This window comes from Pseudoalteromonas sp. SA25, assembly GCF_011378705.1.
GTDB classification, from domain to species: Bacteria; Pseudomonadota; Gammaproteobacteria; order Enterobacterales; family Alteromonadaceae; genus Pseudoalteromonas; species Pseudoalteromonas arctica.
On sequence record NZ_WTKV01000002.1, the window covers coordinates 180764 to 205782 of the forward strand.

Consider the following 25019-nt stretch of genomic DNA (forward strand, 5'->3'; position numbering starts at 1 on the left):
CCCGCCTCTTAGGGGAGTAGCCCGCTCAGTAATGAGTAAACTTATCAACATAATTGCACCTCATGTGCATGGTAAGTTTGTAATGTTGTAGCAAGCGTTATCGGCGAGACCTAGGTAGACACTATCCTCATGGCGGGAGATATTTGTTTGCCTTGGTTTAGTATTCCCGCCTGTAAGAATCAATAATGGAAGTTTTTTTAACCTCAACCGTCACTGTCACACTTGCCGAAATAGGCGATAAAACCCAGCTTTTATCGCTCCTGTTAGCCGCCCGTTTTCGTAATAAAGGCGCGCTTATTCTTGGTATTTTAGCCGCAACCTTACTCAATCATGGTTTATCAGCGTGGTTTGGACAGTGGTTAAGTAATAGTTTTTCTTCTGAATATTTACCTTGGCTTGTAAACATCAGCTTTATTGTTGTTGGCCTTTGGCTATTAGTTCCAGACAAAGACGAAGCTGTAAGTAGTAAATACGATAGCTACGGGGCTTTTTTAGTCGCTTTTGTATTATTTTTTATTGCAGAAATTGGTGATAAAACACAAATAGCGACGGTGTTGTTAGGCGCACAATATCAGTCTGTGTTTTGGGTTACGGTAGGAACCACGTTAGGTATGTTAATTGCTAACGTGCCTGTTATATACGCCGGAAATGCACTACTTAAAAGAATATCGCTAAACACTGTACGTGCTATTGCAGCTTGTGTGTTTGTGTTATTAGGTATTTATGGCTTAGTGACAATTTAATCAATATTAGAGCTCGTAACTGTTGATTTAAGTGCGAGCTTTAGTTTATCGATACGTTATTTATGCATTATTTACACAGTAACATCCCTTGGTTTGCGTAATTAAAAGGTTGGAATTAAAACCTGCGGCTAAATTAGTGACCGCAGTTTCAACAAAACCACTCCCCTGGGCGCAAGCTAGCCCTTCGGAGAGCGGCCCTGCATACACAAATTCACCATCTTTATTAATAATAACAGCAGCAGGCGTTGCCGGAATAACGTGCCTAAGTTTAGGTGTTAATTCAACTTGCACAATCTTCATGCCTTTATTTGTAGCGAAAGAAGTTAGCGATGAAATATGTGGTTTGGCCTGCATAGTACATCCGCAGTTTTTTTCTGTTATAAGCACTAAAGACGGCTCACCAGTATCAACCCAATCCAATTGCTTTTTAAAATTACCAAACCAATGTTTTTGAGTTAAAACTTTTAAGTTATCAAACGGTTTAAGCTGCTCTAATTGAAAATAAACTAACCCTGCAACAACGCAAATAAGCCATGCTGCTATAAGCGAAAATACGAAAGAGTTAGGTTTATTTAAACTTTGCAATACTTTGCTCTAACACATCAATACTTACATCAATTAGCTGTACCTTAGCAGTTAACTGCTGCACTATTAGCGTATCTTGGTACTGATTTTGGCGCATAGTATCGGTACTACTTGCTATTAATTCGGTATTTCCAGCTTGCTCCGCTACAACTTGCGCTACAGACTCTGAGCTGGAAGCAACCGCTTTAATTTGTCCACTCATTGTTGAAATATTCTCTTTCATAGCGGTGCTAATATCAGTCAAGTCAACAACAAAATTTACACACTGACTCATAGATTGAGTTGATGTTTTACTATTGTTAACGAGGTCTTTAAGCGTCAAACTAATTTTATCTGTTGTCGCTTTACTATGATTTGCAAGTGATCTCACCTCATCAGCAACGACAGCAAAACCTCGTCCATGCTCACCTGCGCGAGCGGCTTCAATAGCTGCATTTAAAGCAAGCAAATTTGTTTGCTCAGCGATACCTGATATTTCATTAAGAAGACCAGAAATAACCCCCCCAGCTGCAACTAAATGACTTATTTGCTCTTCTGTATGATTAAGTAACGTTAATAACTCTCTACTTTTCGAATCTGTTTGAAGAACATCTTCTAATGCATTACTGACAGTTTTAGTAATATGGTCAACTTGGCGTTTAAGAACTTCACTTTCTTCTTCAACAAGTTTGAAGCCATGTGCAACTTGTGCGCCTGAATTTGCTATATCATCTGTTTGCTGTGTACGGTGCACAACTCCATCTGCAAGCTGATCATGAACCTCGATAAGCTCTCGCGAGTTTTTTTGCAGTGATTCTGATTGCGCTTGCACTTGCTTAATAACATCAGATATATAATCTAGCAATATATTAAACCCGACCACTGCATCACTTTTAGTATCACCAGCACGTAGGGAGAGTTTAATATTTTCAGGGTCTTCCATTATTTGCTCTGTAGCATAACTTAATGACAAGCCTGCACGGCGTTCGCGTTGCAATGTTTTAGCTATATAACCTGCAACTAGAACTTCAACAATCGCATACCCTGCATGTATAAGTACTGTGGTAAAAGCGAGTCTATCAGGGTCAAATACGTAGAAACCTGTATTTTGAGTTTGAAGATAATAAAAAGATAAATGATGAACAGCGACAAATATAATTGCAGTTATAAAAACACGCCACTGTACAAACATTATAAGTACAGCCATTAAAATGAATATTTCGAAGTGAACTTCTATTAGCCCAAATGTCTGTTGGATATGCAAAAAAGAGAACATCATAATAGCGGCCGCAACTACATGCGCCGTTATAACGTTGTCTGGATACGTTCTGAGTAACCAAATTGGGAGTATGCAAAGTGGCAAGCCAATAATAAAAGCTTGGGTTAACGTACCAAAATACAGACCAACGCCGATGGACTCAATAAATAAAAGGCTAAAAATAATGGTGAATAACCGAGCGACACTAGACATAAAACCCTTGAATAAATTGTAGGTTACTAAACACACACTATTATACGTAATAAAACTTAAATTGGAGCACCTATTCTAATAAAACTTCAAATAATTAAAGTCAAACTTTGAATAAGCTTATTTTATTATAGGTAATATTTTTTTAAACGTCGGTGTTGCAGCTTGCTTTGTCCATTGAAAAATGACAATTTCAGTACATGAAATTACTGCACCAGCTTGGCGTAACTGCTCAACGGCTAACTTTTTATGCTCTAAATTTCGAGAGCCAATAGCATCTTGGATAATAATGACCTCGAAACCACTTTGCACTAAGTCTAAGCATGTTTGCAAAACACATACATGTGCTTCAGTGCCTACAACTATTATTTGTTTTTTGCCGTAGGCCTTTAATTGTTCTAAAAACCCAAGCTCTGCACATGCACTAAAATGAGTTTTATGAAAATACGCGGCATCGGGCAACATGTTTTTTATTTGGTGATCAGTTTCGCCTAACCCTTTTACATATTGCTCTGTTATTAAGGTCGGCACGCCGTGAATAATACCCGCCTGCGCTAACTGCAATGTACTTTTTAAAATATTCGGAAAGTCTTTAATTGCAGGAGCAAGCAACTCTTGTAAGTCTATTATTAATAACACGCTATTTTTTGCATCAATATTAGATAAAACCACTATACTCTCCTTATGAACATTAACTGTTATCTATATAGATTAGCTCACTATTTGAAAATAGAGCTTTTAACTTTACGTATATTATTTGTAATTAAAAAATAAAAACTTATGCTATATTTACTATCTAGCTAAGTATCATCCTATCCTCCACTGAGAGTGTTTATAAGTGCGTTTGAGCAAACTTTTTTTTCATATCACCATTGTTTTTTTACTATGCATCCAAAGCACTTTTGCATCACAAAACTATGCTCAACAATTACAACGAATTTCTACTGACGAAGGTCTCTCGCAAAGTTACGTTTTGCAGACTCAAGAGGATGATATTGGTTATATTTGGATAGCAACCCAACAGGGTTTAAACCGTTTTGATGGTTATAATGTAAAAACTTTTAATGGTGGCTTTGGCTTAGATAAACACTATATTTATGCATTATTTAAAGCCGAAGACGGAAAAATCATTGTCTCAACTGATCTTTCTGGTGCGTATATAATAGATCCCCTCACTTTAAAAACCGAAAAAATCTATTCTGGTCAAATAGATAAAGAAAAAAAGATGTTTTCTCCAATCTCCGCAATGACTCAGCAACAAGATACTTTTTACTTCGCCATAGATGGTCAAATATATACATTTGATGAGACGAGTAAACACTTTACACTTAAGCTAGCACTCCCAAATAAAAGGGACTACATTAGGTCATTAACGATATATAAAAACACTTTATATATTGGTACAAATGATGGTTTATACACTGCAAATATAGATAATTCAGAACTTGTAAAAATCCCTCTTCATCCCCCTGAAAAAAATACGATAGATAATATAAACGTCAAATTTTTAAGTGTTGATAATGAATTAGGATTACTTGTTGGTACTGTCGAAGGTATGTATCAATTAGCATTTGATAATAACAAAAATATATCTGCAGCAAATGTTACAACATTAATTCCTGATTATAATATATGGGATTATGCCAATACTGTTTACGGCGAGTTTGTAGCAACCGAAAGTGGATTATTTAGTTATCACCGCGAAACCAAAGAGTTAGAGTTCATATTAAATTATGAAAAAAGTAAGTTTAATATTAATGAAAACTCAATCAACGATCTAATGATTGATAAGTCCGGCGTGCTTTGGCTCGCATCTAGAACCCAAGGCGTGTTTACCTGGCCAATTAAAACCCGACGGTTTAAACACATTTTTTTACCCGGTAACAATACTGTTCATGCCACCTACCAAGATAAAAATAATATTATATGGCTAGGAACAGAAGATGGAATTGCGCGCTATGACAAATCAACAAATAAAAGTGAAGTATATTTAAGCTCGACCGACTCAAAAGCAATATACGGAGCATCTGCGGTATTTGATATTTTTGCGTCTTCAATTGGAAACGATCAATTTCTTTGGCTTGTTACTTATGATGGTTTTAAACTTTTTGATAAGCAAACAGGTAAAATTATTGAAAATAAAGACACAGACAATAATGTAATTAACCAGCTCAACTTATTTGGTTTTGCCCAAGTTGATGCAAATAAATATGCATTTATGTCTGGTGATAATTTTTATATTTTTAATGAAACAACCGGAAAAACAAGAATTATTAAAGGACTCAAAGAGCAAGTTGACCCTTTATTTTCTTATGCTTTTTATAAACCCCTCGACACACATCCTGAAGAGTTTGTACTTGGCACATCAAAAAGTTTTTTTAGGTACAACGAAAAAACGAAAACTTTAACGACTATATTTCAGTCATTTAATCCTAAAGAAGATATTTTTTACACTGTAGAAAATTTTTACTTAGACTCAAAACGAAATATCTTATGGTTGGCAACCACCCACGAAGGCTTGCTTGGTGTTGACCCAGTTACTTATGAGAGAAAACACTACATAGGATTAAAAAATTCATTTAATACTGACTCTATCTATTCGTTACTTCCTGATGAAAATGGTTTTTTATGGGCAAGTACCGACAATGGTTTATATCAAATAAACCTAGATACACTCAATGTGGTGAGTTATTCAGTAAAAGACGGGTTGAATATAAACCAATTTACTCCTATAGCAGCAACAACATTAAACGATGGCAGGCTTATATTTGGTAGTAATGCGGGCACCCTACTTTTTGACCCCTTAGACTTTGATGAAAAAGAATTATTTAAAAAAAATAGTGTAGCGATTACCGATATAAATCTTTTTACCAAAGAGCTCGATTATTACCCTCATAAATACCTTAGCCAACCACTTGATCTCAGTTATGAAGACATGGGCCTTACAGTTAGTTTTTCTAACTTTTCTTACCCCAATATAGACAAAGCGTATTATAAGGTAATTCTTTCAGGGCCAACGTCCCTTACATATGAAGACTTACAATCTAACCAAGTGTTTTTCACAAAACTTCAACCCGGTAGTTATTCGCTAAAAATATCAGCACATAATCGCGATGGTATTGTTACAAGCGAACCTGCCACACTTAATATCAACGTGGCCTACGCACCATGGAAGTCGCCCTTTGCTATTGTCGCCTATGTAGTTTTAATAATTGCCGTGTTGTTTTTCATTTTTTGGCAATACCGCAGCCGCCAAGTTGCAATTGAACAAGCCCATAGAGCGACTATTCATTCGCAAAAGCAAACAGAACTCGCGCTTAAAAATAACAAAAGTGGCGTGTGGGATTATAATTTTAAAGATGCTTCCGTAAGTACGCTCAGAGGAAGTGAATTAGGCTATACAGGCTTGCCTGTACGCGTACACATAGAACAATTTTTAGCGCTTATACACCCAGATGACCGACGTCGTTTTGAAAACCAATGGGAAAACTACTTCAAGTACAAAAAACAACAAAACTGGCAAGCAACTTATCGTCTACAGCATAAAAATGGGCATTGGTTATGGTATCAAGATACAGGACAAGTTATATACGATCCTCAAACAAATGAGCCGCTATATGTTTCTGGCATATATACCAATATCACTGAGCAACGGGCTAATGAGCAACAAGCAAAAATTCTAGGTGAAGCGTTTAGCCAAATAAACGACTGGTTACTTATACTCGATAAGCATTTAATGCCATTTTCTGCGAACAACAGTTTTATTGAAACGTTTTCAAGTGAACAAGCAGCCACTAAAATTAGCCCAAAATTATTTATTAGGGCCATTGGTAAAGATAAGTGTAGAGAGTTTGCAAATATTTTAAAAAAATTAAAAGCTACAGAAAACTGGCAAAGTGATGCTTATATAAAAACAGCAAAAAGTAACGAACATCCAATACATATAAGCGCCACAGCCGTAACAAAAGATACTGCAAGCTACTACGTGGTTGTTATTACAGATTTAACTGAGCAAAAACGTGCAGAAAACGAACTGCGCTATTTGGCTAATTTTGATCCTCTAACGCATCTACCTAATCGTAGTTTAATGTATAAAAATATTGAAGACGCGATTAAACATGCCAATGAAAGTAATACACAATGCGCATTATTATTTATTGATTTAGATAAGTTCAAACCTGTTAACGACTCTTTTGGCCACGCAGTTGGCGATAAGCTACTTTGTAATATTACCCAAAGAGTAAACGGTATGCTTGGCGTAAACGCAAAACTTGGCCGTCAAAGTGGTGATGAATTTTTAGTGCTGATTCAAAATATAAAATCGCTTCAGTCTCTTCGCGATACAGTAAGAAAAATTAGTAATGAGTTAGCTAATAAAGTAATTATTGAAGACTTCTCTATTAATATTTCAGCCAGTATTGGCGTAGCTCTATACCCATTCGATGCTGTAACCACCGATATACTTATCCGTAATGCCGATGTTGCGATGATGCACGCTAAACAAGGCGGGAGAAACGACTTTAAGTTTTTTAGCGATGAAATGAATGAGCTGATAAAACAAAAGTTACTGCTCGAAAATGATTTAAAAGATGCAGTAAAAGACAACCGATTTTTTAATCACTATCAGCCCATTATCGACATAGAAGAAAAAACAATAAATGGCGTGGAGTTACTCATGCGCTGGAAAAATCAAGGACAGTTGGTATCGCCAGCACTTTTTATACCGGTAGCAGAAGAAACTGGTTTAATAGAACTCCTTACTGAGCAAGCATTGCAACGAGCTCTTATTGAAATTGCACCTATACTCAGCGCAAACCCATTGTTTTATATATCTTTAAACTTATCTCCTAAACACATTTTAAAAACAAACATAACCCAGCGGTTAATGTCCATATTAGCGGACTCTCAAGTTCATCCAAGACAATTAAGACTTGAAATAACAGAGAGTATTTTACTAGAAGATAAACTCAAAGCAGCCAAGCAGCTACAAAACTTAAAAGCTGCTGGGTTTCAATTACTACTTGATGATTTTGGTACTGGTTACTCGTCACTCACCTATTTGAGCCAATTTCCTATTAATGTTATTAAAATAGATCAAAGCTTTGTAAACAGTATTGGTATAGATAAAGGGGATGAGTCAATTATTAAGACCATTCTTTTATTGGCCGAAAACCTAGATCTTTACTGTATTGCAGAAGGAGTAGAAACGCGCGAACAGATGATCTTTTTAGCCGAGGTTGGGTGTACTGTACTGCAAGGTTATTACTTTGCAAGGCCAATGGATGCTAAAGACTTACGTAAAAGCGATTGTTTTAGCAATATCATTGATTTGATTTGAAACATTAAAAGCGTGCTAATCATTATTACACGCTTTTATATTAATTAGATGCTACTAATGGATGTGATGGCATTCGTGGCTTTCTATTTGTAATACACTATTGCGTACATTAAATTTTTCAGCTAACAGTTGTTCTACCTTCATACGACATGCTTCATCGTGTTTTTCAATAGTACAATGCTCTTTAAGTACAACGTGCGCCCCGACTACTACACCCTTATATTTGCGCGTTACAGTGACGTTATGGACATTGTGAACATGCTCCATATCTGTAATCTCACTTTCAATATCTGCAACTTTAGGAAGTTTGGCCTTATTTAAGCGTAAACCTTTTATACAACTAATAATGACCTTAACACCGGTAAACAACACGAAAGAGGCGATTAACATGCTCGATAAAATATCGATAACAACCCAGCCCGTAAAATATATAAGAATACCAGCCACAAATGTCGATACGGTAGAAATCAAATCAAAGAATGAATGTAAAAATACCGCGTAAACATTAATACTCGCTTTGCGGCCTTTATATAAAACCCATGCAGCAGCACCATGAAACAAAAAACCAATAGCAGCAATAACCGACATTAAATAACTATTAATAGCCAGCTCATTTCCTTCATGCTGGTGTATAAAGCGCTCACCACCTTCATACAAAATAATTAAACTGATTGCTAGGTATAAAAATCCGTTCACCAGACCACCCAAAAGCTCGGCTCTTTGATGACCATCGTTATAAGTTTTAGCAAAATGAATAGCGAGACTTGATGCAATCAGTGCGATGAATAACGAGCTATTGTGAACAAACAAATGCCCCGCATCGGCTAGTACAGCAAGCGAATTAGAATAATAAGCACCTATAACCTGAATTACCATAAACGAACACGTAATTGCTAGCGCAATAAGTAACCGACGACGAGAAGCTTGGTGTGTAGTGATTTCTGTCATGAAATGCTTGAATAACCTATACTTAAAGTGCAAATAAACCAAAGATGGCTTAGAGTAGAAAAGGGTAATGATATACAGTATCAATTATAATACGTACTGCCCTCAAACGCACTAAAAACTTAGTAAATCAAAAAAAATGTGCTAATAATTAGTAGGGCTTGTTGAACTTCGGTGGTTGAATTTACACCAGTATTTTTGTTTTTTAGGCAAGGCAGAGCCTATGTAGTGTGGCTATTCCCCATAAATAGGCGATAACGCAGCATAAATACCAAACATGCGCTGCCTTTTGAGCTCGATCTAAGGACGATTAACACGCCCAAGTAAAAACAATAAAAATACAATAGATAACAATTTAATTGTGGCTTAAACACATGGAGAGTTGAGTGAGTAATAACCTATCAAATGAAATATGGCGAAACTTGGAGTTACTGCCGTTTTGTGTATTACTTTATGATGCCAATGAAAATATATTTAAAGTTAACAGCCAAGCACAGGACTTGTTTGGCTTAAGAAATAAATCACATTTTAATAAAATTGATTTTTCACACATCACTTTAACCAATCATCACAGTAAAAAAGAACTATTAGTCGAGGAGCTATTCTTTGATTATTTCACTGCAAATAACCAATGCCAGTTTGTTTTATCAAAACAGGTATCTAAATTGCTACTCAATGTAAAATTTGCAAAATTACCTAACTCAAGCTCCATTATTATAATTGATATATTGAATAATAATGTAGATGAACAATATGATTTTGATAATATTATTTCGAACATATCAACTGACTTAATTGATATTCAAAACAACGACGTTGATAAGCATATCAACTACGCATTAAAAGCTATTGGTACCGTTTGCCACGCAGATAGAAGTTATCTTTTTAAGTTTGCCGAGGATGGTAAAACCATAAATAACACCCACGAATGGGTCAATAATGATATACAAGCATTTAAAGAGGACTTACAAAACCTTCCGAAAAGCGAGCTCCCCTACTTTTTTAGTTTGATGGCACGTACTCACTTATTTAGAGTTAACGATGTAACGTCGTTACCCATTCAAGCAATGAGCGAAAAAACAATTTTCCAGCGACAAAAAATAAAATCAGTACTTTGCATTGGTCTACGTTATGACAAAGAGCTCGTTGGCTTTATAGGCTGTGATTGCGTTGTTCAAAAGCGAAACTGGACTGATTTAGACCTTATTCGCTTAAGGTTAGTAGGTGAAATGCTTGCTAATGCTTTCAAAAATTTAAATTACAAGCAAGAGCTACAACAAGCCCAGCAGCAACTCATTAATGCCAATCATAAACTTAACAAACAAGTTAATACAGATGGCCTTACAAACATTGCTAACCGACGCTGTTTTGATCAAACTTTAAAATGCGAAATTAAGCGCGGCGCACGTAATAAAGAACCCATTAGTTTAATAATGTGTGATATTGATTTTTTTAAGCGTTACAACGATAACTATGGGCATCAGCTAGGTGACGAAGTGTTAAAACAAGTTGCCAAAGCGCTGCATGATCTTTGTAAACGTGAAGGTGATTTAGCCGCTCGTTTCGGTGGTGAAGAATTTGCGATAATTTTACCTGCAGTCGACACAAATCATTGTCAAAAATATGCTGTTCTTATTCAGGAAAAAATTGCAGAACTTGCAATTGAACATAACTTTTCAAGTGCTAGTAATTACCTCACTTTGAGTATCGGATTTTATAGCCTTATACCCAATCAAAAAACAACACCTAAAGAAGTTATAACTAACGCCGACATAGCCCTTTATAACGCAAAAGAAGCAGGCAGAAATAAAATAGCCAGTTTTAAAAAAACCGACTAAGTCGGCGCGTTACAGTGAGTTTTAGTGGTTAAAAGTTCGCTGTAGTGATAATCTATACACGCTGAAATTATAAACAATACAACCACTCAGCGTTTAATTATTATAAGGAATGTTTAAATGGATCCAGTCACACAAATTCTCGATATGGTTTTTACTGTTGAGGCTTTTTTACTTGTTTTTGTTATCGTGCTTTTAAAAAGTAGCGTTAAATTTGTACCACAAAACCGCGCCTGGTTAATCGAACGTTTTGGTAAATACCAATCAACTAAAGAAGCCGGCCTTAACTTTATTATTCCATTTATTGATAGAATCTCGGCTGATCGTAGCTTAAAAGAACAAGCTCAAGATGTACCATCGCAGTCAGCTATCACTAAAGATAACATCTCACTTATAGTTGATGGCGTACTGTACTTTAGGGTACTAGACCCGTACAAAGCAACGTATGGCGTTGACGACTATACATTTGCAGTTGTACAACTTTCGCAAACAACAATGCGTTCAGAATTAGGTAAAATGGAGCTTGATAAAACATTTGAAGAGCGTGATTTACTTAATACCAACATTGTTGCAGCTATAAATCAGGCATCTGAGCCTTGGGGTATTCAAGTACTTCGCTACGAAATTAAAGATATTGTGCCGCCTAACTCTATTATGGAAGCGATGGAAGCACAAATGAAAGCTGAGCGTGTTAAACGAGCTCAAATTTTAGAGTCAGAAGGTGATCGCCAAGCAAATATCAACGTTGCTGAAGGTAAAAAACAAGCACAAGTACTTGCTGCTGAAGCCGACAAGGCCGAGCAAATTTTACGCGCTGAAGGTGAAGCAACAGCTATTACTACGGTTGCAGAAGCACAAGCAAATGCACTTATTAAAATAGGCGAAGCTGCAGATACAGAGCAAGGTCAAAAAGCAATTCAGTTAGATTTAGCAACTAAAGCAATCGCGGCTAAAGAAGCGATTGCTCGTGAATCATCAATTGTATTACTGCCAGACAACGCGACAGATGCAAGCTCAATGGTTGCCCAAGGTATGGCAATCATTAATAGCTTAAATAAAAAGCATTTGGGTTAATAACTAAATAAAGAGGTTTGTATGGATTTTATTACGCAAAATTTACCGCAAACACTTATGGTACTTGGTATTGTTGCTTTAATAATAGAAGTAGCAGTACTTGGCCTTTCTACATTTATTTTGTTGTTTTTTGGATTATCGTTATTCCTTACAGGATTATTAATGAGTTTTGGTATTTTACCTGACTCATTAGCAACAGCCCTTTGGAGTAATGCAGTTGTAACAGCTGGCTTAGCCGTTGCACTTTGGAAACCATTAAAACAAATGCAAAATCGCGTAGATAAGAAGCAAGTGAATAGTGATTTTGCTGAACTTACTTTTGTACTTACTAGCGATGTAACAGAACAAGGTTTAACTACACATCAATATTCAGGTATTAGCTGGAAACTCAAAAGTGAGCAACCAATTAGCGCCGGTACTGAGGTTTTAGTAACCAAAAAAGAAGTGGGTGTTATGTGGGTTAAGCCTAAAAGCTAACCATCACTTTAAAACAAGCACTGTGTATAATAAATTACAGTAAAACGGGCGGCTCAAACTGCCCGTTTTTTATGCCTGAGATTTGAAATACAGCGCCTTGTTCAGTAACAGTATTATTAATCGATTCATCAAATGCCGATGTCACAAGTAACAATTCAGCATTTTCACCACCAAATGCAGTGCATGTCGGTTTTATTGCACAAAGCTTTATTGTTTTAATTAGCTCACCGTCTGGGGATAAACATATAACACACCCCATTCCCCACACAGCTAGCCACAAATTACCTAATTGGTCGGTTACGCAGCCATCGGGGTCAACATCAGTATTATTAAATTGATAAAAAACACGTGGCTCAGAGCAAGGTTCGCCAGTTTGCTCATCCAAATCTAATACATAAATACAACTCGTTAAAGAGTCGCAGTAATAACCGCGTAAACGTGGCTTATCAAAGCACAATCCATTTGGGATACTCAAACCACTTACAACGGCTTTAAGCTGGTGTTTATAATAACGGTATATCTTACCGTCACCTTTTTTAGCATTTACGTCCATTGTACTTAACCAAAAACCACCCCATGGATCAGCGCGGCCGTCGTTTGAACGCCTATTTAGTTGTGTATTTTCAATATTAAGAATAAGGTGGCGAGTGCTCGAATTAATATGGTATTTGTATAAACCAGTACTTGTACCTAGTAACAAGTGCTGCTCATCAATCCACGCTATTGCACTGAGTGTATCAGGCATATTAACTGTTTTTAGTTGGCTTTCGCTGTGTATTTTTTTGCTTAAAAGTAATTTTTTATTTATGTCGACCCAAAAAAAAGTATTCAGCATAGGGTGCCAAAGAGGACTTTCTGCAAGCTGATTCTGTGTGCTTTCAAAAATGGTTACGCTAGGGTCAAACATAAATACTTATTCTTTATTATTAACAAAGCCTTGTAACCCAAACCTTACCAGAAAACAGTTGATTTCGCGATGTGTACCTGGCTTTAATTTATCAACACCTTCAGTAATCTCTATCGCATTTTTTAGACTGAGTTGATAACATCAAATTTAATAAAAAGGATTGACCATGAACAACAATAATAAAAATACACTCGTCGTTGAAGGCGGTGCAATGCGCGGTATATTTGCCGCAGGTGTGCTTGATGAGTTTTTAAAACAGCAATACCAGCCGTTTGAACGCTATTTTGGTGTTTCAGCTGGGGCAACTAATATAGCCGCATTTTTATGCAAACAACCAATGCGAAATTATAAAGTGATTACCGACTATTCATGCCGTCCTGAATTTATTAATTTAGCGCGCTTTATTAAAGGTGGTCATTTATTTGATTTAGATTGGTTATGGCAAGAAACAATTCGCGAAATACGCCTACATACGGAGGTATTCGAACAAACTCCACACGAGTTTTATATTGTATCTACGGCAATCGAATCGGGCAAAGCACACTATTTAAAAGCCACTAGCGCCGATATGGTGCATCAATTAAAAGCATCGTGCGCTATACCCATCGCGTATCGTGACTACCCTATTATTAATGACATAGCGATGACCGATGGCGGTGTTGCTGATTCAATTCCGGTTATAAAAGCTTACGAAATGGGTGCACGCGAAATCACCGTTATTTTGTCTCAATGTTTAGGCTATCGTAAAAAACCAAGTAAGGCACCTTGGCTTACTAAAAAAATGTATAAAAACTATCCCGCATTAATTCAAACGACCTTAAATAGGGCTGATTTTTATAATAAGTCTATCGATTTTATTATGAATCCACCTAATGACTGCAAAATCAATATTATTGCACCACCGGCTAATTTTAAAGTTGGGCGTACCACTAAAAAGTTTGAAATACTTAATCGTGGTTACAACATGGGAGTTGATACTGCTAAGGCCTTTTTAGCTAAATAACTGCATTATTTAACCTAATAATTGCGGTGCTTTACCCGCAATAACTGCGGTTAGTAAACCAGCTAACATAGCTCCCACAACGGTGCATATTGCACCGCCTAAAATACCGTAAACACTCATAAAACATATCAGCGCTAAACCAAATAGCAGTGCACTTAAAAATGTTTTAGTCGCTAATGTAAGTGTGTTTTTTCGTAGGTTGAGCATCATTAATAATAAACTTACCATCGCAATTGTAATTAGTAGCTCGTTCATGCGGGTTGTACCTCAATTTGTAATTTTTGTGTGTTTTTTATTTTTAAGGCAACAAACATACACACGATACCCACCACCATAAAGCTTATATCTACTACCGCGACAAGCGAGCTATTAAGGTTAATAACATTGCTAACGCCAAGTAAAATATTAAGTGGCAGCACCAAAGCAAGCGAAGCGCCGCATAGTAAAAGTGTCAGCTTAAAATAGTTTTTATAACCTATGGGCAATACACTTAATAGTAACCATGCCAACCACGTATAAAAGAACACGGGTCCAAAAAAGCTATTTTGCGCCACACCAACAACGCTATAATTAAGTAAAACTTGCACAGGAAATAGCACAAAGCTTGCTAATACCAAACCGCCACAACTGCCAATAATAAAACGATTCCAGCGTGCATATGCCTGCATACTCAGTGAAGGGCTACTGCCACGTGTGCGCTTTGTTAGCCACATCATCATGCCCGAAATAGGTAAAAGCGCAGTACTTAAGCCAAGCAATACCCAAAGTAATTTTACAAACACCCCTGCAAAGTTCCCAAAGTGCAGCGGAAACATCAACTCAATTACTTTTATCGAAACACCTGAAATATCACCAAAACTACTCATCGACTGTACAAACTCACCATTGCCCTGATAATGCAGTAACTGAGAAGCAACAGCCTCGCCACCTAACAAACGCAAATATACCTGCGCATTCGCATCGTTATGCGCCATTATTGTGACATCCCTAATTATTGCTTCAGGGTAACGACTATGAGCATGCTCTAAAATAGTGTCTATTTTTGTAGGTTGTTTAATGTGGCTAACTACAGGCTCAGGAATAGCAGTAAACGTTTCTATTAACTTATCTTGATCGCCACCAAAGCTCACAAACGCAGCTGCTGGTAGTAAAATAATGGTCGCGAGCCCTAAAAATGATCCTGTAAAACCAATCACAATGTTAAATACGCTGCCCCAAATACCTATAACCTTATGAGCATCGCTTACTGCAATATCTAATCCTTTATCTCGCCTAAACGTAAAGAGCTCTTTTATCAATTTGCGATGAATAAACAAGCCTGTCACTGCACTTACTAAAAGCGTTAAACCTAAAAACCCAGTGAGTATTAACCCAATTGGTCGCCCTAAATGCAAATCTGCATGAAACTCACCTATATAAGTTGGCGCATCTGTTTTTTTATTAGCGTAAAACTCTTTACTAGGCCCATAGTAAGTATTTTCCAGCGCCAAAGTATCTGGATGAAACTGGAATACTCTGGCCACCTCTTGGTCATAGTTTTCATCGCCATGGTGGGATTCAAATACCAACGTTAATAAATGAAAGTTATGTCCACTTGGTAAAAACACATGAATGTTTTCGCCAAATTCACTAGGCACTTTTTTATGGTATTCGTTTACTAGTCGATTAATTTGCGCGCTGGCAACGTGTTGGCTAGATTGCAGTTCTGGATTAGCCCATATTTTTAACTCAGGTCGCGACAGAACTGCTAACGCCCCACTAAATGCAACAATAAATAGCAGTACCGCAGTAATAATTCCTACCCAGCTATGTAATAAAAATAGCTTTTTTAAAGTAATCGACTTCATCCCTGCCCCTGCGTTAACGCCCAAAAACTCAATAAACCATGTAATACACACAATGCAATCATTACTACAAAAGGTTGCCATGCTTTTTGCGCCAAATACGCATAAATAAACAACGCAGTCCAAATAATAGGAAAGAGTAAAATAGGCAGTAATATTTGTTCATTCATTTGAAACGGTAAATAGGTTGTCATACCCGGAATCATTATTACCGCTGTAACTAGCGCTAATACACACGCAATTAAGTGCCTTCGCCGTGTAGCTGTAAACGTTTTTTTATTATTCATTATTCGCTCAATAAATTTGCCCAAACATATACAAAACAGCACATGCAAATGATAACAATTGCTATTATATTGTGCATTTAATACTTAATGCAATTTATTAAACAAATTAAGTCTAAAAACACTGTTGGTTTACCTTAAGAGCTTTTATGCTACGCCTCGCAATTTAGGTACGCAGTAATGCGTCATTTCAGTTAAGCCGAGTTCGGGCTTTTTAATTTTTCAGGAAGCAATAAACCGTGGATATAATTAACGCGATTATTTTAGGTATTATTGAAGGTATAACAGAATTTTTACCCATATCATCAACTGGGCACTTAATTGTAGCGTCAAAGTGGTTAGGCATTGAATCAACAGATGCTAACCTCGCCTTCGAAGTAATTATCCAGCTTGCCGCCATTTTAGCGGTACTAGCCAACTATAAAGACAAGTTTAGCCCTAAACATTTCAATTTATGGGTGAAAGTTGCCATTGCATTTATTCCTTTGGGTATTATTGGTTTTATATTTAGTGATGTAATAAAAGCACTGTTTAGCGTACCAGTAGTAGGTGTTATGTTTATTGTAGGCGGTGTGATTTTTTTACTATTAGAGCGCAGTTATAAAGAGACTCACTGCACAACTACCGATGTAACCCAAGTTACTTATAAACAAGCTCTTTGGATTGGCGTAGCACAAGTATTTGCGTTAATTCCAGGGACTAGTCGTGCTGGAAGTTCTATTGTTGGTGCCATGTTGTGTGGTTTAAACCGAAAAGCCAGCGCTGAATTTTCATTTTTACTTGGTTTACCTGTACTTGCAGCAGCCTCAGGGTACGACTTACTTAAACATTACCAACTGTTTAGCTTAGATGACCTAACTGCCCTTGCTGTGGGTTTTTTAACGTCTTTTATAGTTGCTTATTTTACTATTAAACTATTCATACGCTTTCTAGAAAATTTCACTTTTGTTAGTTTTGGTCTTTACCGAATCGTATTTGGTGTTATTTTACTAACTATAGCCTACACATAAGAGAATATTATGAGCGAAAAAATAAACGAAGAAGCACTCCACGCCCTAAAAATAGCTTTTACTTACATGCCTAAAGCGATTGAGGTGACAAAGTATGAATATGGCGAGCGCTACCAAAGCGTGCTTGATCACATTGAAGCGGTACGTGAAACACTGCTTATTAACGATGTTGACCCAGAGGAAGTAGGCGGCGATATCAACCCGCAATATACCCCAAATTCAACGTATTAAAAGTATACCGCTGAGTATTATATGCTCGGCGGCATGTTGCGCTATATACAAGGGCCTGTTTATCTTTCGAGGTTAAATTTACAGCAGACTGTTTGGTATTTAGGCAAGGCAGAGCCTATTTAGTGTGGTTATTCCCCATAAATAGGCGATAACGCAGCATAAATGCCAAACATGCGTTGCCCTTTGGGTTCTGCCTAGGGACAATTTACTCTTTGTTGCTCGGTTTTTACTTATTCTTACATGGATGTAAGCCAGTAGAATAACGCAGGAGCAGTTATCGAGCCCACTAGGTTACAAACCTCGCGCCGCGATTAAATCGCCCCTAGATTGAACAAATTTTAATCCTGAAAGGTCAACAGGCCCTACTACTATTAATAAACCACTAACTTAGTTCATAAAAACATAAGGTTATAAAATTTAATACGTATCAATTTTAGTTATTAGTAATTAAAACTGCTAAACTGGATTTTAAACTAATACCAATGCCCTAATTGGCCTATGTATTATATAAATTGAACAAAAGCTTACGGGGTGTTTTCTTTTGAATTTTTTACGATGTTTTCACGATATAGTTTCTAATCAATCTCTTGATTTTGAAAGTAAAATTAATAAGCTCTTAGTGTTTGGGTTAGAAGTATTTGACCTTGAGCTAGGTATTATTAGTAAAGTAGATGAAAACAGCTACACCGTTTTATATGCCAAAACCCCTGACAACTCACTTTTACCCGGTACCGTGTTTGAATTACAAGGCACCTATTGCGTACATACGCTCGCTGCAGGCTCTGCACTTGCCTTTCATAAAGCATCTCAAAGCGCAATTGCAAACCACCCCTGTTATATAAACTTTCAGTTAGAGTCTTATATTGGCGCGCCAATAAAAATTGGTGAAAAAATATTTGGTACCGTTAACTTTTCATCCATAAACAGCTCTCCAGCTTTTAATGATGCAGCCTATGATTATATTGAGTTATTTGCACAATGGCTTGGATCGGAATTTGCTCGCACCCAAGCTAAAGAACAACTAATAAAAAATAGTAATACTTTATTAAAGTTAGAACATGTTGCAAATATAGGTACATGGGAGGTTGATCTAATCTCCGATAAAATTACCTGGAGCGAGCAAACATACCTCATACATGAGGTGGATGAACAATTTCAACCGCAAATGAATTCTGCAGTCGAGTTTTATAAAGAAGGTCCAAGTCGTGAAGGCATTACTCGCGCGGTAGAATTAGCCATAGAAAAAGGCAAAAAATGGAATCTAGAACTAGAAATAGTAACCGCTAAAAATAAACATTTATGGGTGGCTACCTTTGGTGAGGCCGAATTTGATGAAGGCCGATGTGTCCGATTATTTGGCACCTGCCAAGATGTAACCGAGTCAGTAATGCTCCGAGAAGAGCTTAAACAAAAGCAAGCTCAAGCAGAGCGCCTACTTGAAGACAGAAGCATGCTATTTGCTAAAATCAGCCACGAATTAAGAACCCCACTGAATGGCATTACAGGTATGCTAACCACATTAGTTGATGAACACAGTGAAGAAGTTCGCGCTGAAAAAATTAAAATAGGACTTAGAAGCGCCGATATTTTACTTAGTATTATTAACGAAGTGCTCGATTTTTCTAAAATTAATCATGGTGAGCTAAAGCTTGAACCTACTGACTTTTTACTAAAAACAATTTTTACCGATTTAACTTCTTTGTATACACCTCTATTTAAAAACACACATGTAACGCTACAAGTAAATAATACAATTGATGACAACTGCTGGGCGTTTAGCGACAACACACGCCTTAGCCAGATTGCTTCTAATTTACTGAGTAATGCACTTAAATTTACTGAAAATGGTTCAGTTACATTAAACACCAGCCTTTCTAAAATAAAAAATAAGCTAAGTTTAAATATTGAAGTGTCTGATACAGGCCGAGGAATGAGTAAAAACTTTTTAGAATCACTGTTTTCTCCTTTTTCTCAAGAAGTAGATGCTAAAAATTCAAAAGGTGGAACAGGCCTTGGCCTTGCAATAGTAAAAGAGCTTGTTGAATATATGGGCGGCAAAATAAAGGTAAAAAGTACACCTAATAAAGGCACTACGTTTTTAGTAAATATTCCTATTGAGAAAGGGACAGAACAAAAACAAGAAAGCCTTAAATCAACGTTAGATATCAACGGCAGTGAACTATCAGTGCTTGTAGTCGATGATAACGACATTAATAGGTTGGTACTTCATGCTTCTTTAGGCAAACTTAATATAAAAGCCGACTCTGCAGTTGATGGCCAAGATGCTGTATTAAAATGTCGCCAAAAGCATTATGACCTTATTTTTATGGACTGCATAATGCCCATACTCGATGGATTTGAGGCAACAAAGCAGCTTAGATCAGAAAACATCTGCTCGCATGAAGAAACCTACATAGTGGCTATAACTGCTAATACTTCATCACAAGACAAACTTGCCTGCAAACAAGCCGGTATGGATATGTTTATATCAAAACCGTTTAAACTACCCATACTTGAAAAAGCGGTTATTAATGCGCTTGAGCATACCGTAAAAATCAGCTAATTTTTACTGCACTGCCACTGGTAAAAAATAAGAACATAAAATGAAAAACATAATTAGAACTATATTACTAACAGTACTTATTGTTGCAGTATTTAAAGGCGTTTCCACTGGGCAATGGAGCTCATCAATAACAATAGTTATCGTATCAGGCGTATTGCTGTTAGTTACATTTATCAGTGCTAAGCCATCACGTGGATCATCAGCTTATACTGGCAGTGACTCATCAGTTTCCTCTAGCAGTAACTCATCGCATTCTCATACAAATTGTAGCGGCGGTGATTCTGGTGGTGGGTGCGATTAAATCGTGTGCTAATTCTTAAGCATTAAAAAAGCCGCCTTTGGAGAAGGGCGGCTTGGGTTAACAAACAGCTATGGGTGTAGCCTTGCTGTTATATCAAGAGAGTTTTTACTAATTACATTAAGCAGCGCTTTGATCAGCTTCTTCAGAGTGACGAATTAAATAATCAAATGCACCTAAACTTGCTGTTGCACCGCTGCCCATTGCAATAATAATTTGTTTAAACGGAGTATTGGTGGCATCCCCCGCGCCGTAAATTCCTGGTAGTGACGTTGCGCCTTTAGCATCAATCAGTATTTCACCAAATTTGCTTAATTCAAGGTCGCTGTCTTTTAACCATTCGGTATTTGGTATTAAGCCTATTTGTACAAATATACCGGCAAGTTCAAGCTCTTTGCTCTCTCCCGACACTCTATCTGTGTACATTAAGCCAGTTACTTTTTTACCATCGCCAAGTACTTCGGTAGTTTGTGCACTTTTGATAATGGTAATATTAGCCATGCTTTTAGCTTTACGAATAAGCACTTCATCAGCACGTAGTGTGTCTGCAAATTCAAGTACCGTAACACTTTGCACAATATTAGCTAAATCGATTGCTGCTTCTATACCTGAATTACCACCGCCAATTACGGCAACAGGTTTACCTTTAAATAAAGGGCCATCACAATGTGGGCAATATGCCACACCATGGCCGCGATATTCTTGCTCCCCTGGTACGTTCATTTCGCGCCAGCGTGCACCAGTGGCAAGTACGAGCGACTTAGCTTTGAGTACTGCGCCATTTTCAAGTGTAATTTCGTAGCCATTGTTATAACCAAGTGCCGCTGCACGCTGATTATGCATTACATCTACATCGTATTCTTTAACGTGCTCTTCAAGCTGGGCAACCAATTTTGGCCCTTCAGTCGCCTTAATCGAAATAAAGTTTTCTATTGCTAATGTATCTGCAACTTGTCCACCAAATCTGTCGGCAACAATACCTGTATTTAACCCTTTTCGTGCTGAGTAAATCGCAGCCGATGCGCCCGCAGGCCCGCCACCAATTACAAGTACATCAAATTTATCTTTTTTACTTAGCGATTGAGCTTGGCGCTGTGCCCCTTTGCTATCTACTTTATTGAGTATGTCGGTAAGGCTTAGTGCACCTTGGCTAAATGGTTCGCCATTTAAATATACAGCCGGTACAGCTAAAATATTTCGCTCTTCTACTTCATCTTGAAATAATGCGCCATCAATCATGGTCGCTTTAATATTGCTGTTTGTCGCTGCCATAGTATTAAGTGCTTGCACTACTTGCGGGCACGTTTGGCAACTTAAACTTATATATACTTCAAAGTTAAGTTCTTGAGTAAGCGATTGTATTTGTTCAATGTCTTCGCTTTTAGCTTTACTTGCGTGTCCGCCAGTATGTAAAAGTGCTAGCACTAAACTTGTGAATTCGTGGCCCATAGGTACGCCTGCAAACGTAATATGGGTATTTTTAATAGGTGAATGTACAACCATTGACGGGCGACGTACGCTTGTATCAGGATTGTTTATTACCGTAAATTTATCGCTCAGTGAAGCTAAATCGTTCGCTAAGCTTTCTACTTCTGCTGATTTTTTGCTGTCATCCAAGGCAATAAGCAGCTCAACAGGTTGAGTAAGCGATTCAAAATGGCTTTTTAATTGATTTTTTATGTTGTTATCTAACATGGCTTAACCCTTTTAGGAAAATTTAAACAGCAAGCCTCCCATGCCAAATAATGCATGTGCTTAAACAAGTATATTGATATAGGAGGCACCAACAAACGGATGTTCGTTGATTTAAGGGCAGTTACCTGCCCTTATAGTAGGAATAAATCTATACTTAGATTTTACCAACTAGGTCTAGTGAAGGTGCAAGTGTGTCTTCACCTGGCTGCCAAGATGCAGGACAAACTTCACCGTCGTGAGTTGCAATGTATTGTGCAGCTTGTACTTTACGAACAAGTTCTTTAGCGCTACGGCCAATACCTAAATCGTGAGTTTCAATAATTTTAATTTCGCCTTCTGGGTTCATTACAAATGTACCGCGAAGTGCTAAGCCTTCTTCTTCAATCATTACGCCAAAGCTACGAGTAATACGTCCTGTTGGGTCGCCAATCATTGGGTAAGTAATTTTACCAATTGTGTCTGACGTATCGTGCCATGCTTTGTGAGTGAAGTGAGTGTCAGTAGATACTGAGTAAACTTCTACGCCCATTTCTTGAAGTTGTGCGTAATAATCTGCAACATCACCAAGTTCAGTAGGACATACAAATGTAAAGTCTGCTGGGTAAAAGAAGAAGATTGACCATTTACCTAGAACATCTTTTTCAGACAATTCTACAAAGTCACCGTTGTGGTAAGCGGTTGCATTGAATGGTTGTAATTTAGTATTGATTAATGAAGTGCTCATGGTATTTCCTCATCTATATTTAATGTATTTAAAAAGTAATCAACGCTCTCGTTTAAAACGACCTTCTGCGTTGGCTTGGTTAATACAATAAGGCTAATGGATAATTAAATAAAATTGATTGTTTAGATTAAAACAATCGGTTTTTTGGATTGAACTATATAATCCCTGTTATCGTAAGCATTATTTGGATTGTAAACGCTGGCGAATTATTAAGATCGCTAATCGCAATACTGCTACAATAGCCGCGCTTCAAATAAGTCATTAAATATAAGGCACGCCGTAATGGAAAAATTTTTTAACCACATACAACTAGGTTACTTAGGCTTAATCCCGTTTTTAGGGTGTGTGGGTTGGCCACTTATGTTTGGCAGTAATAGCCTTAACTTAGAGTTTTTTACTTTTTACAGTATCGCCATTTTAGCATTTATGGCAGGTAGCTTGTGGCGCGCCGGAGAGCAAAGCTATAGCAATGCAATTAAAGCGGTATTACCTGTTATCCCAGTTCCATTTTTATCATTTTTACCTGTAGAGTGGGCACTGGCTTGGCTAGGTGCTAGTTTTTGGTTAGTACTTATATTTGAAAAAGCCACGCCGCAATGGCAAACCTATCATAAAGATTATCAAAAAATGCGTGTAGTACTTACCTCTGTTGTGTTTGTTTGTCACATTCTGACTATTGGTATGAGTATTTACCCTAAATAGCAGCTGCAAACTTAAATATTGCGTGGTAATAAGGTAATATCCGCGCACTGCTATTTGAGGACACACCATGATTGACCAACTACGCCAACAACTCGACGAACTTGGCGAAAACTACGTAGAAAAAAACGCTGCATTTAAAATCAAAGTGATCCCATTTTTTTGTGCTATACGCATTAAAAAAGATCATAAAAGCGAAGGTCGTTTAAGCTTTTATTCAAGTCAATTACTCGAAATATTTTTAGTCGTCTTATTTTTGCTATTTGGTTTAACACTGTACGATACAGATGCAGGATTTACTCACGGCCCTATTCATATTGCCTTTGCCATTTTAATTACCTTTAATCTTATTATTAAACAAATCGCAATTGAAGGGTTAAAAACCAGACTTGCGTTTCATCGTTTACTAGCAAAAGACTCACAAACAAATAGCGATATTAATAATACTGCTACAAACATAAACGCTAAATAAAATATGTATTTAAATCCTCAATGGCGAATACTCACCGTAGGCGATGGCGATTTATCGTTTTCGAACGCTATTTACACTCATCTATCGCCAAAAGCTTTGGTTGCATCCACTTACGATGACCAAACTACTATTGAGAAAAAGTATCAGCACAATGCACTTGGTAACCTAAAAGCGCATAACGTTGAGATACTTAATAGTTTTGATGTAACAAATCCCGCGTGTTGGCAAACTCTAAGTGAAAACCAGCACAGCTTTGACGTGGTTATTTTTCAGTTTCCGCTTATACCTGCGTTTGTTGGTCGTGAAGCATTTGAAAACAACACGCGCCAAACCAGTATGAACGTATTAAACCGCGCTTTACTGCATCAATTTATTAAATACGCTAACGAATACGCACTTGATAAAAATGGTCCAATGCTGTGTTACATCACTTCAAAGGATGTAAAACCTTATCGAGAATGGAATATAGAAGGGAGTTTAAATAACGGTTTAAACGCTGATTATTTAGGCCAAATCCCATTTGATATTAGCCATTTTGAAGGTTATAAAATTCGTAATGTTGACCGCGATAAACACGTTAAAGACACCAGCGGCATAACTTACGTTTTCAGCCCAAAAAGTATTGATACACATACTAGCGAATTAAGCTCACGTCTTACCAAACCTGCATACTTAACATCTAACCATTGCCCCCTTTGCCGCGTTGGACCTTATATGGCAAGCGAGGACGAAACCAAGCATCTAAACGCTAAAAAGCATCAGCAAATGCTACATCTTGAAAGCGATTGGCAACAATGGCTAAATGAGTTTTATAGCTAATTAATAGCCCTACTACAGTTTATTTA

At 37.2% G+C, this 25019-nt stretch carries 23 protein-coding genes; 13 read left to right on the top strand and 10 right to left on the bottom strand.

Annotated features, from left to right (window positions below; genetic code table 11):
* Nucleotides 1-185 precede the first annotated feature (185 nt).
* Nucleotides 186-743, top strand: a complete 558-nt coding sequence (locus GQR45_RS02265) for a TMEM165/GDT1 family protein (protein ID WP_165725009.1) — start codon at nt 186-188, stop codon at nt 741-743.
* 60 nt (nt 744-803) lie between these two features.
* Here the strand turns inward: GQR45_RS02265 and GQR45_RS02270 are convergent, their stop codons facing one another.
* From GQR45_RS02270 to GQR45_RS02280, 3 genes are all read right to left on the bottom strand, one after another.
* Nucleotides 804-1328 (bottom strand): DUF6436 domain-containing protein, encoded by a 525-nt coding sequence (locus tag GQR45_RS02270; protein ID WP_165725010.1) that lies wholly within the window; start codon nt 1326-1328, stop codon nt 804-806.
* Entirely contained in the window at nt 1312-2778 is a 1467-nt protein-coding gene (locus GQR45_RS02275) for a methyl-accepting chemotaxis protein (RefSeq protein WP_165725011.1), read from the bottom strand. The genes GQR45_RS02270 and GQR45_RS02275 overlap by 17 nt, the downstream gene beginning before the upstream one ends.
* A 117-nt stretch (nt 2779-2895) precedes the next feature.
* Complete coding sequence (locus tag GQR45_RS02280; protein ID WP_165725012.1) at nt 2896-3447, bottom strand: hydrolase; 552 nt, start codon at nt 3445-3447, stop codon at nt 2896-2898.
* A gap of 166 nt (nt 3448-3613) precedes the next feature.
* Here GQR45_RS02280 and GQR45_RS02285 point away from each other — a divergent pair, with 166 nt between their 5' ends.
* Complete coding sequence (locus GQR45_RS02285; protein ID WP_165725013.1) at nt 3614-8113, top strand: EAL domain-containing protein; 4500 nt, start codon at nt 3614-3616, stop codon at nt 8111-8113.
* Between the two features lie 54 nt (nt 8114-8167).
* Here GQR45_RS02285 and GQR45_RS02290 read toward each other — a convergent pair whose 3' ends face one another.
* Nucleotides 8168-9061: a cation diffusion facilitator family transporter gene (locus tag GQR45_RS02290; RefSeq protein WP_165725014.1), complete on the bottom strand. Its 894-nt coding sequence runs from the start codon at nt 9059-9061 to the stop codon at nt 8168-8170.
* A gap of 383 nt (nt 9062-9444) precedes the next feature.
* Between GQR45_RS02290 and GQR45_RS02295 the strand changes: the two genes are divergently transcribed.
* The 3 genes from GQR45_RS02295 (at nt 9445) to GQR45_RS02305 (ending at nt 12444) form a co-directional block, all read left to right on the top strand.
* Nucleotides 9445-10896: a diguanylate cyclase gene (locus GQR45_RS02295; protein ID WP_165725015.1), complete on the top strand. Its 1452-nt coding sequence runs from the start codon at nt 9445-9447 to the stop codon at nt 10894-10896.
* A gap of 117 nt (nt 10897-11013) precedes the next feature.
* Complete coding sequence (locus tag GQR45_RS02300; RefSeq protein ID WP_007581832.1) at nt 11014-11967, top strand: slipin family protein; 954 nt, start codon at nt 11014-11016, stop codon at nt 11965-11967.
* Between the two features lie 21 nt (nt 11968-11988).
* Entirely contained in the window at nt 11989-12444 is a 456-nt protein-coding gene (locus GQR45_RS02305) for an NfeD family protein (RefSeq protein ID WP_024605673.1), read from the top strand.
* Nucleotides 12445-12478: 34 nt separating this feature from the next.
* On the opposite strand, the gene GQR45_RS02310 is transcribed toward GQR45_RS02305, so the two are convergent.
* Nucleotides 12479-13351 (bottom strand): SMP-30/gluconolactonase/LRE family protein, encoded by an 873-nt coding sequence (locus tag GQR45_RS02310; protein WP_165725016.1) that lies wholly within the window; start codon nt 13349-13351, stop codon nt 12479-12481.
* 166 nt (nt 13352-13517) lie between these two features.
* Between GQR45_RS02310 and GQR45_RS02315 the strand changes: the two genes are divergently transcribed.
* Entirely contained in the window at nt 13518-14354 is an 837-nt protein-coding gene (locus tag GQR45_RS02315; RefSeq protein WP_165725017.1) for a patatin family protein, read from the top strand.
* A gap of 9 nt (nt 14355-14363) precedes the next feature.
* On the opposite strand, the gene GQR45_RS02320 is transcribed toward GQR45_RS02315, so the two are convergent.
* Genes GQR45_RS02320 through GQR45_RS02330 form a run of 3 tightly spaced genes read right to left on the bottom strand, consistent with a single transcriptional unit; the run spans nt 14364 to nt 16485 of the window.
* A complete protein-coding gene (locus GQR45_RS02320; RefSeq protein WP_007581829.1) occupies nt 14364-14609 on the bottom strand; it encodes a hypothetical protein in 246 nt (81 codons plus the stop codon).
* Complete coding sequence (locus GQR45_RS02325) at nt 14606-16201, bottom strand: PepSY-associated TM helix domain-containing protein (protein WP_206008499.1); 1596 nt, start codon at nt 16199-16201, stop codon at nt 14606-14608. Before GQR45_RS02325 ends, GQR45_RS02320 begins: the two co-directional genes overlap by 4 nt.
* Nucleotides 16198-16485 (bottom strand): hypothetical protein, encoded by a 288-nt coding sequence (locus tag GQR45_RS02330; protein ID WP_033026460.1) that lies wholly within the window; start codon nt 16483-16485, stop codon nt 16198-16200. The genes GQR45_RS02325 and GQR45_RS02330 overlap by 4 nt, the downstream gene beginning before the upstream one ends.
* 236 nt (nt 16486-16721) lie before the next feature.
* Here GQR45_RS02330 and GQR45_RS02335 point away from each other — a divergent pair, with 236 nt between their 5' ends.
* The 4 genes from GQR45_RS02335 to GQR45_RS02350 all read left to right on the top strand — a co-directional run bounded on the left by GQR45_RS02335 (nt 16722) and on the right by GQR45_RS02350 (nt 20587).
* Nucleotides 16722-17492: an undecaprenyl-diphosphate phosphatase gene (locus GQR45_RS02335; RefSeq protein WP_165725018.1), complete on the top strand. Its 771-nt coding sequence runs from the start codon at nt 16722-16724 to the stop codon at nt 17490-17492.
* Nucleotides 17493-17501: 9 nt separating this feature from the next.
* Entirely contained in the window at nt 17502-17723 is a 222-nt protein-coding gene (locus tag GQR45_RS02340) for a hypothetical protein (protein ID WP_007581825.1), read from the top strand.
* Nucleotides 17724-18264: 541 nt separating this feature from the next.
* Complete coding sequence (locus tag GQR45_RS02345) at nt 18265-20286, top strand: ATP-binding protein (RefSeq protein WP_165725019.1); 2022 nt, start codon at nt 18265-18267, stop codon at nt 20284-20286.
* Nucleotides 20287-20326: 40 nt separating this feature from the next.
* A complete protein-coding gene (locus GQR45_RS02350) occupies nt 20327-20587 on the top strand; it encodes a hypothetical protein (protein ID WP_033026456.1) in 261 nt (86 codons plus the stop codon).
* 117 nt (nt 20588-20704) lie between these two features.
* Here the strand turns inward: GQR45_RS02350 and ahpF are convergent, their stop codons facing one another.
* Both ahpF and ahpC read right to left on the bottom strand, forming a co-directional pair.
* A complete protein-coding gene (gene ahpF / locus GQR45_RS02355) occupies nt 20705-22279 on the bottom strand; it encodes an alkyl hydroperoxide reductase subunit F (protein ID WP_165725020.1) in 1575 nt (524 codons plus the stop codon).
* 154 nt (nt 22280-22433) lie between these two features.
* Nucleotides 22434-23003, bottom strand: coding sequence for an alkyl hydroperoxide reductase subunit C (ahpC, locus tag GQR45_RS02360; RefSeq protein WP_007581822.1), 570 nt, complete (start codon nt 23001-23003; stop codon nt 22434-22436).
* A gap of 282 nt (nt 23004-23285) precedes the next feature.
* On the opposite strand from ahpC, the gene GQR45_RS02365 reads away from it, so the two are divergent.
* The 3 genes from GQR45_RS02365 to GQR45_RS02375 all read left to right on the top strand — a co-directional run bounded on the left by GQR45_RS02365 (nt 23286) and on the right by GQR45_RS02375 (nt 24993).
* On the top strand, nt 23286-23705 hold the full coding sequence (locus GQR45_RS02365) for a DUF3429 domain-containing protein (RefSeq protein WP_165725021.1): 420 nt from the start codon (nt 23286-23288) through the stop codon (nt 23703-23705).
* Nucleotides 23706-23772: 67 nt separating this feature from the next.
* Entirely contained in the window at nt 23773-24174 is a 402-nt protein-coding gene (locus GQR45_RS02370; RefSeq protein WP_002960599.1) for a hypothetical protein, read from the top strand.
* Between the two features lie 3 nt (nt 24175-24177).
* The gene (locus GQR45_RS02375) at nt 24178-24993 is read left to right on the top strand and encodes a class I SAM-dependent methyltransferase (RefSeq protein ID WP_165725022.1); all 816 of its coding nucleotides are present in this window, start codon (nt 24178-24180) and stop codon (nt 24991-24993) included.
* Nucleotides 24994-25019 lie beyond the last annotated feature (26 nt).

Bases quoted from the DNA above. Each gene is read 5' to 3' on its own strand.
- GQR45_RS02265 (WP_165725009.1), top strand. From the start codon at position 186: ATGGAAGTTTTTTTAACCTCAACCGTCACTGTCACACTTGCCGAAATA.
- GQR45_RS02275 (WP_165725011.1), bottom strand. From the start codon at position 2,778: ATGTCTAGTGTCGCTCGGTTATTCACCATTATTTTTAGCCTTTTATTT.
- GQR45_RS02290 (WP_165725014.1), bottom strand. From the start codon at position 9,061: ATGACAGAAATCACTACACACCAAGCTTCTCGTCGTCGGTTACTTATT.
- GQR45_RS02300 (WP_007581832.1), top strand. From the start codon at position 11,014: ATGGATCCAGTCACACAAATTCTCGATATGGTTTTTACTGTTGAGGCT.
- GQR45_RS02305 (WP_024605673.1), top strand. From the start codon at position 11,989: ATGGATTTTATTACGCAAAATTTACCGCAAACACTTATGGTACTTGGT.
- GQR45_RS02310 (WP_165725016.1), bottom strand. From the start codon at position 13,351: ATGTTTGACCCTAGCGTAACCATTTTTGAAAGCACACAGAATCAGCTT.
- GQR45_RS02315 (WP_165725017.1), top strand. From the start codon at position 13,518: ATGAACAACAATAATAAAAATACACTCGTCGTTGAAGGCGGTGCAATG.
- GQR45_RS02320 (WP_007581829.1), bottom strand. From the start codon at position 14,609: ATGAACGAGCTACTAATTACAATTGCGATGGTAAGTTTATTATTAATG.
- GQR45_RS02325 (WP_206008499.1), bottom strand. From the start codon at position 16,201: ATGAAGTCGATTACTTTAAAAAAGCTATTTTTATTACATAGCTGGGTA.
- GQR45_RS02330 (WP_033026460.1), bottom strand. From the start codon at position 16,485: ATGAATAATAAAAAAACGTTTACAGCTACACGGCGAAGGCACTTAATT.
- GQR45_RS02340 (WP_007581825.1), top strand. From the start codon at position 17,502: ATGAGCGAAAAAATAAACGAAGAAGCACTCCACGCCCTAAAAATAGCT.
- GQR45_RS02350 (WP_033026456.1), top strand. From the start codon at position 20,327: ATGAAAAACATAATTAGAACTATATTACTAACAGTACTTATTGTTGCA.
- ahpF (WP_165725020.1), bottom strand. From the start codon at position 22,279: ATGTTAGATAACAACATAAAAAATCAATTAAAAAGCCATTTTGAATCG.
- ahpC (WP_007581822.1), bottom strand. From the start codon at position 23,003: ATGAGCACTTCATTAATCAATACTAAATTACAACCATTCAATGCAACC.
- GQR45_RS02365 (WP_165725021.1), top strand. From the start codon at position 23,286: ATGGAAAAATTTTTTAACCACATACAACTAGGTTACTTAGGCTTAATC.
- GQR45_RS02370 (WP_002960599.1), top strand. From the start codon at position 23,773: ATGATTGACCAACTACGCCAACAACTCGACGAACTTGGCGAAAACTAC.
- GQR45_RS02375 (WP_165725022.1), top strand. From the start codon at position 24,178: ATGTATTTAAATCCTCAATGGCGAATACTCACCGTAGGCGATGGCGAT.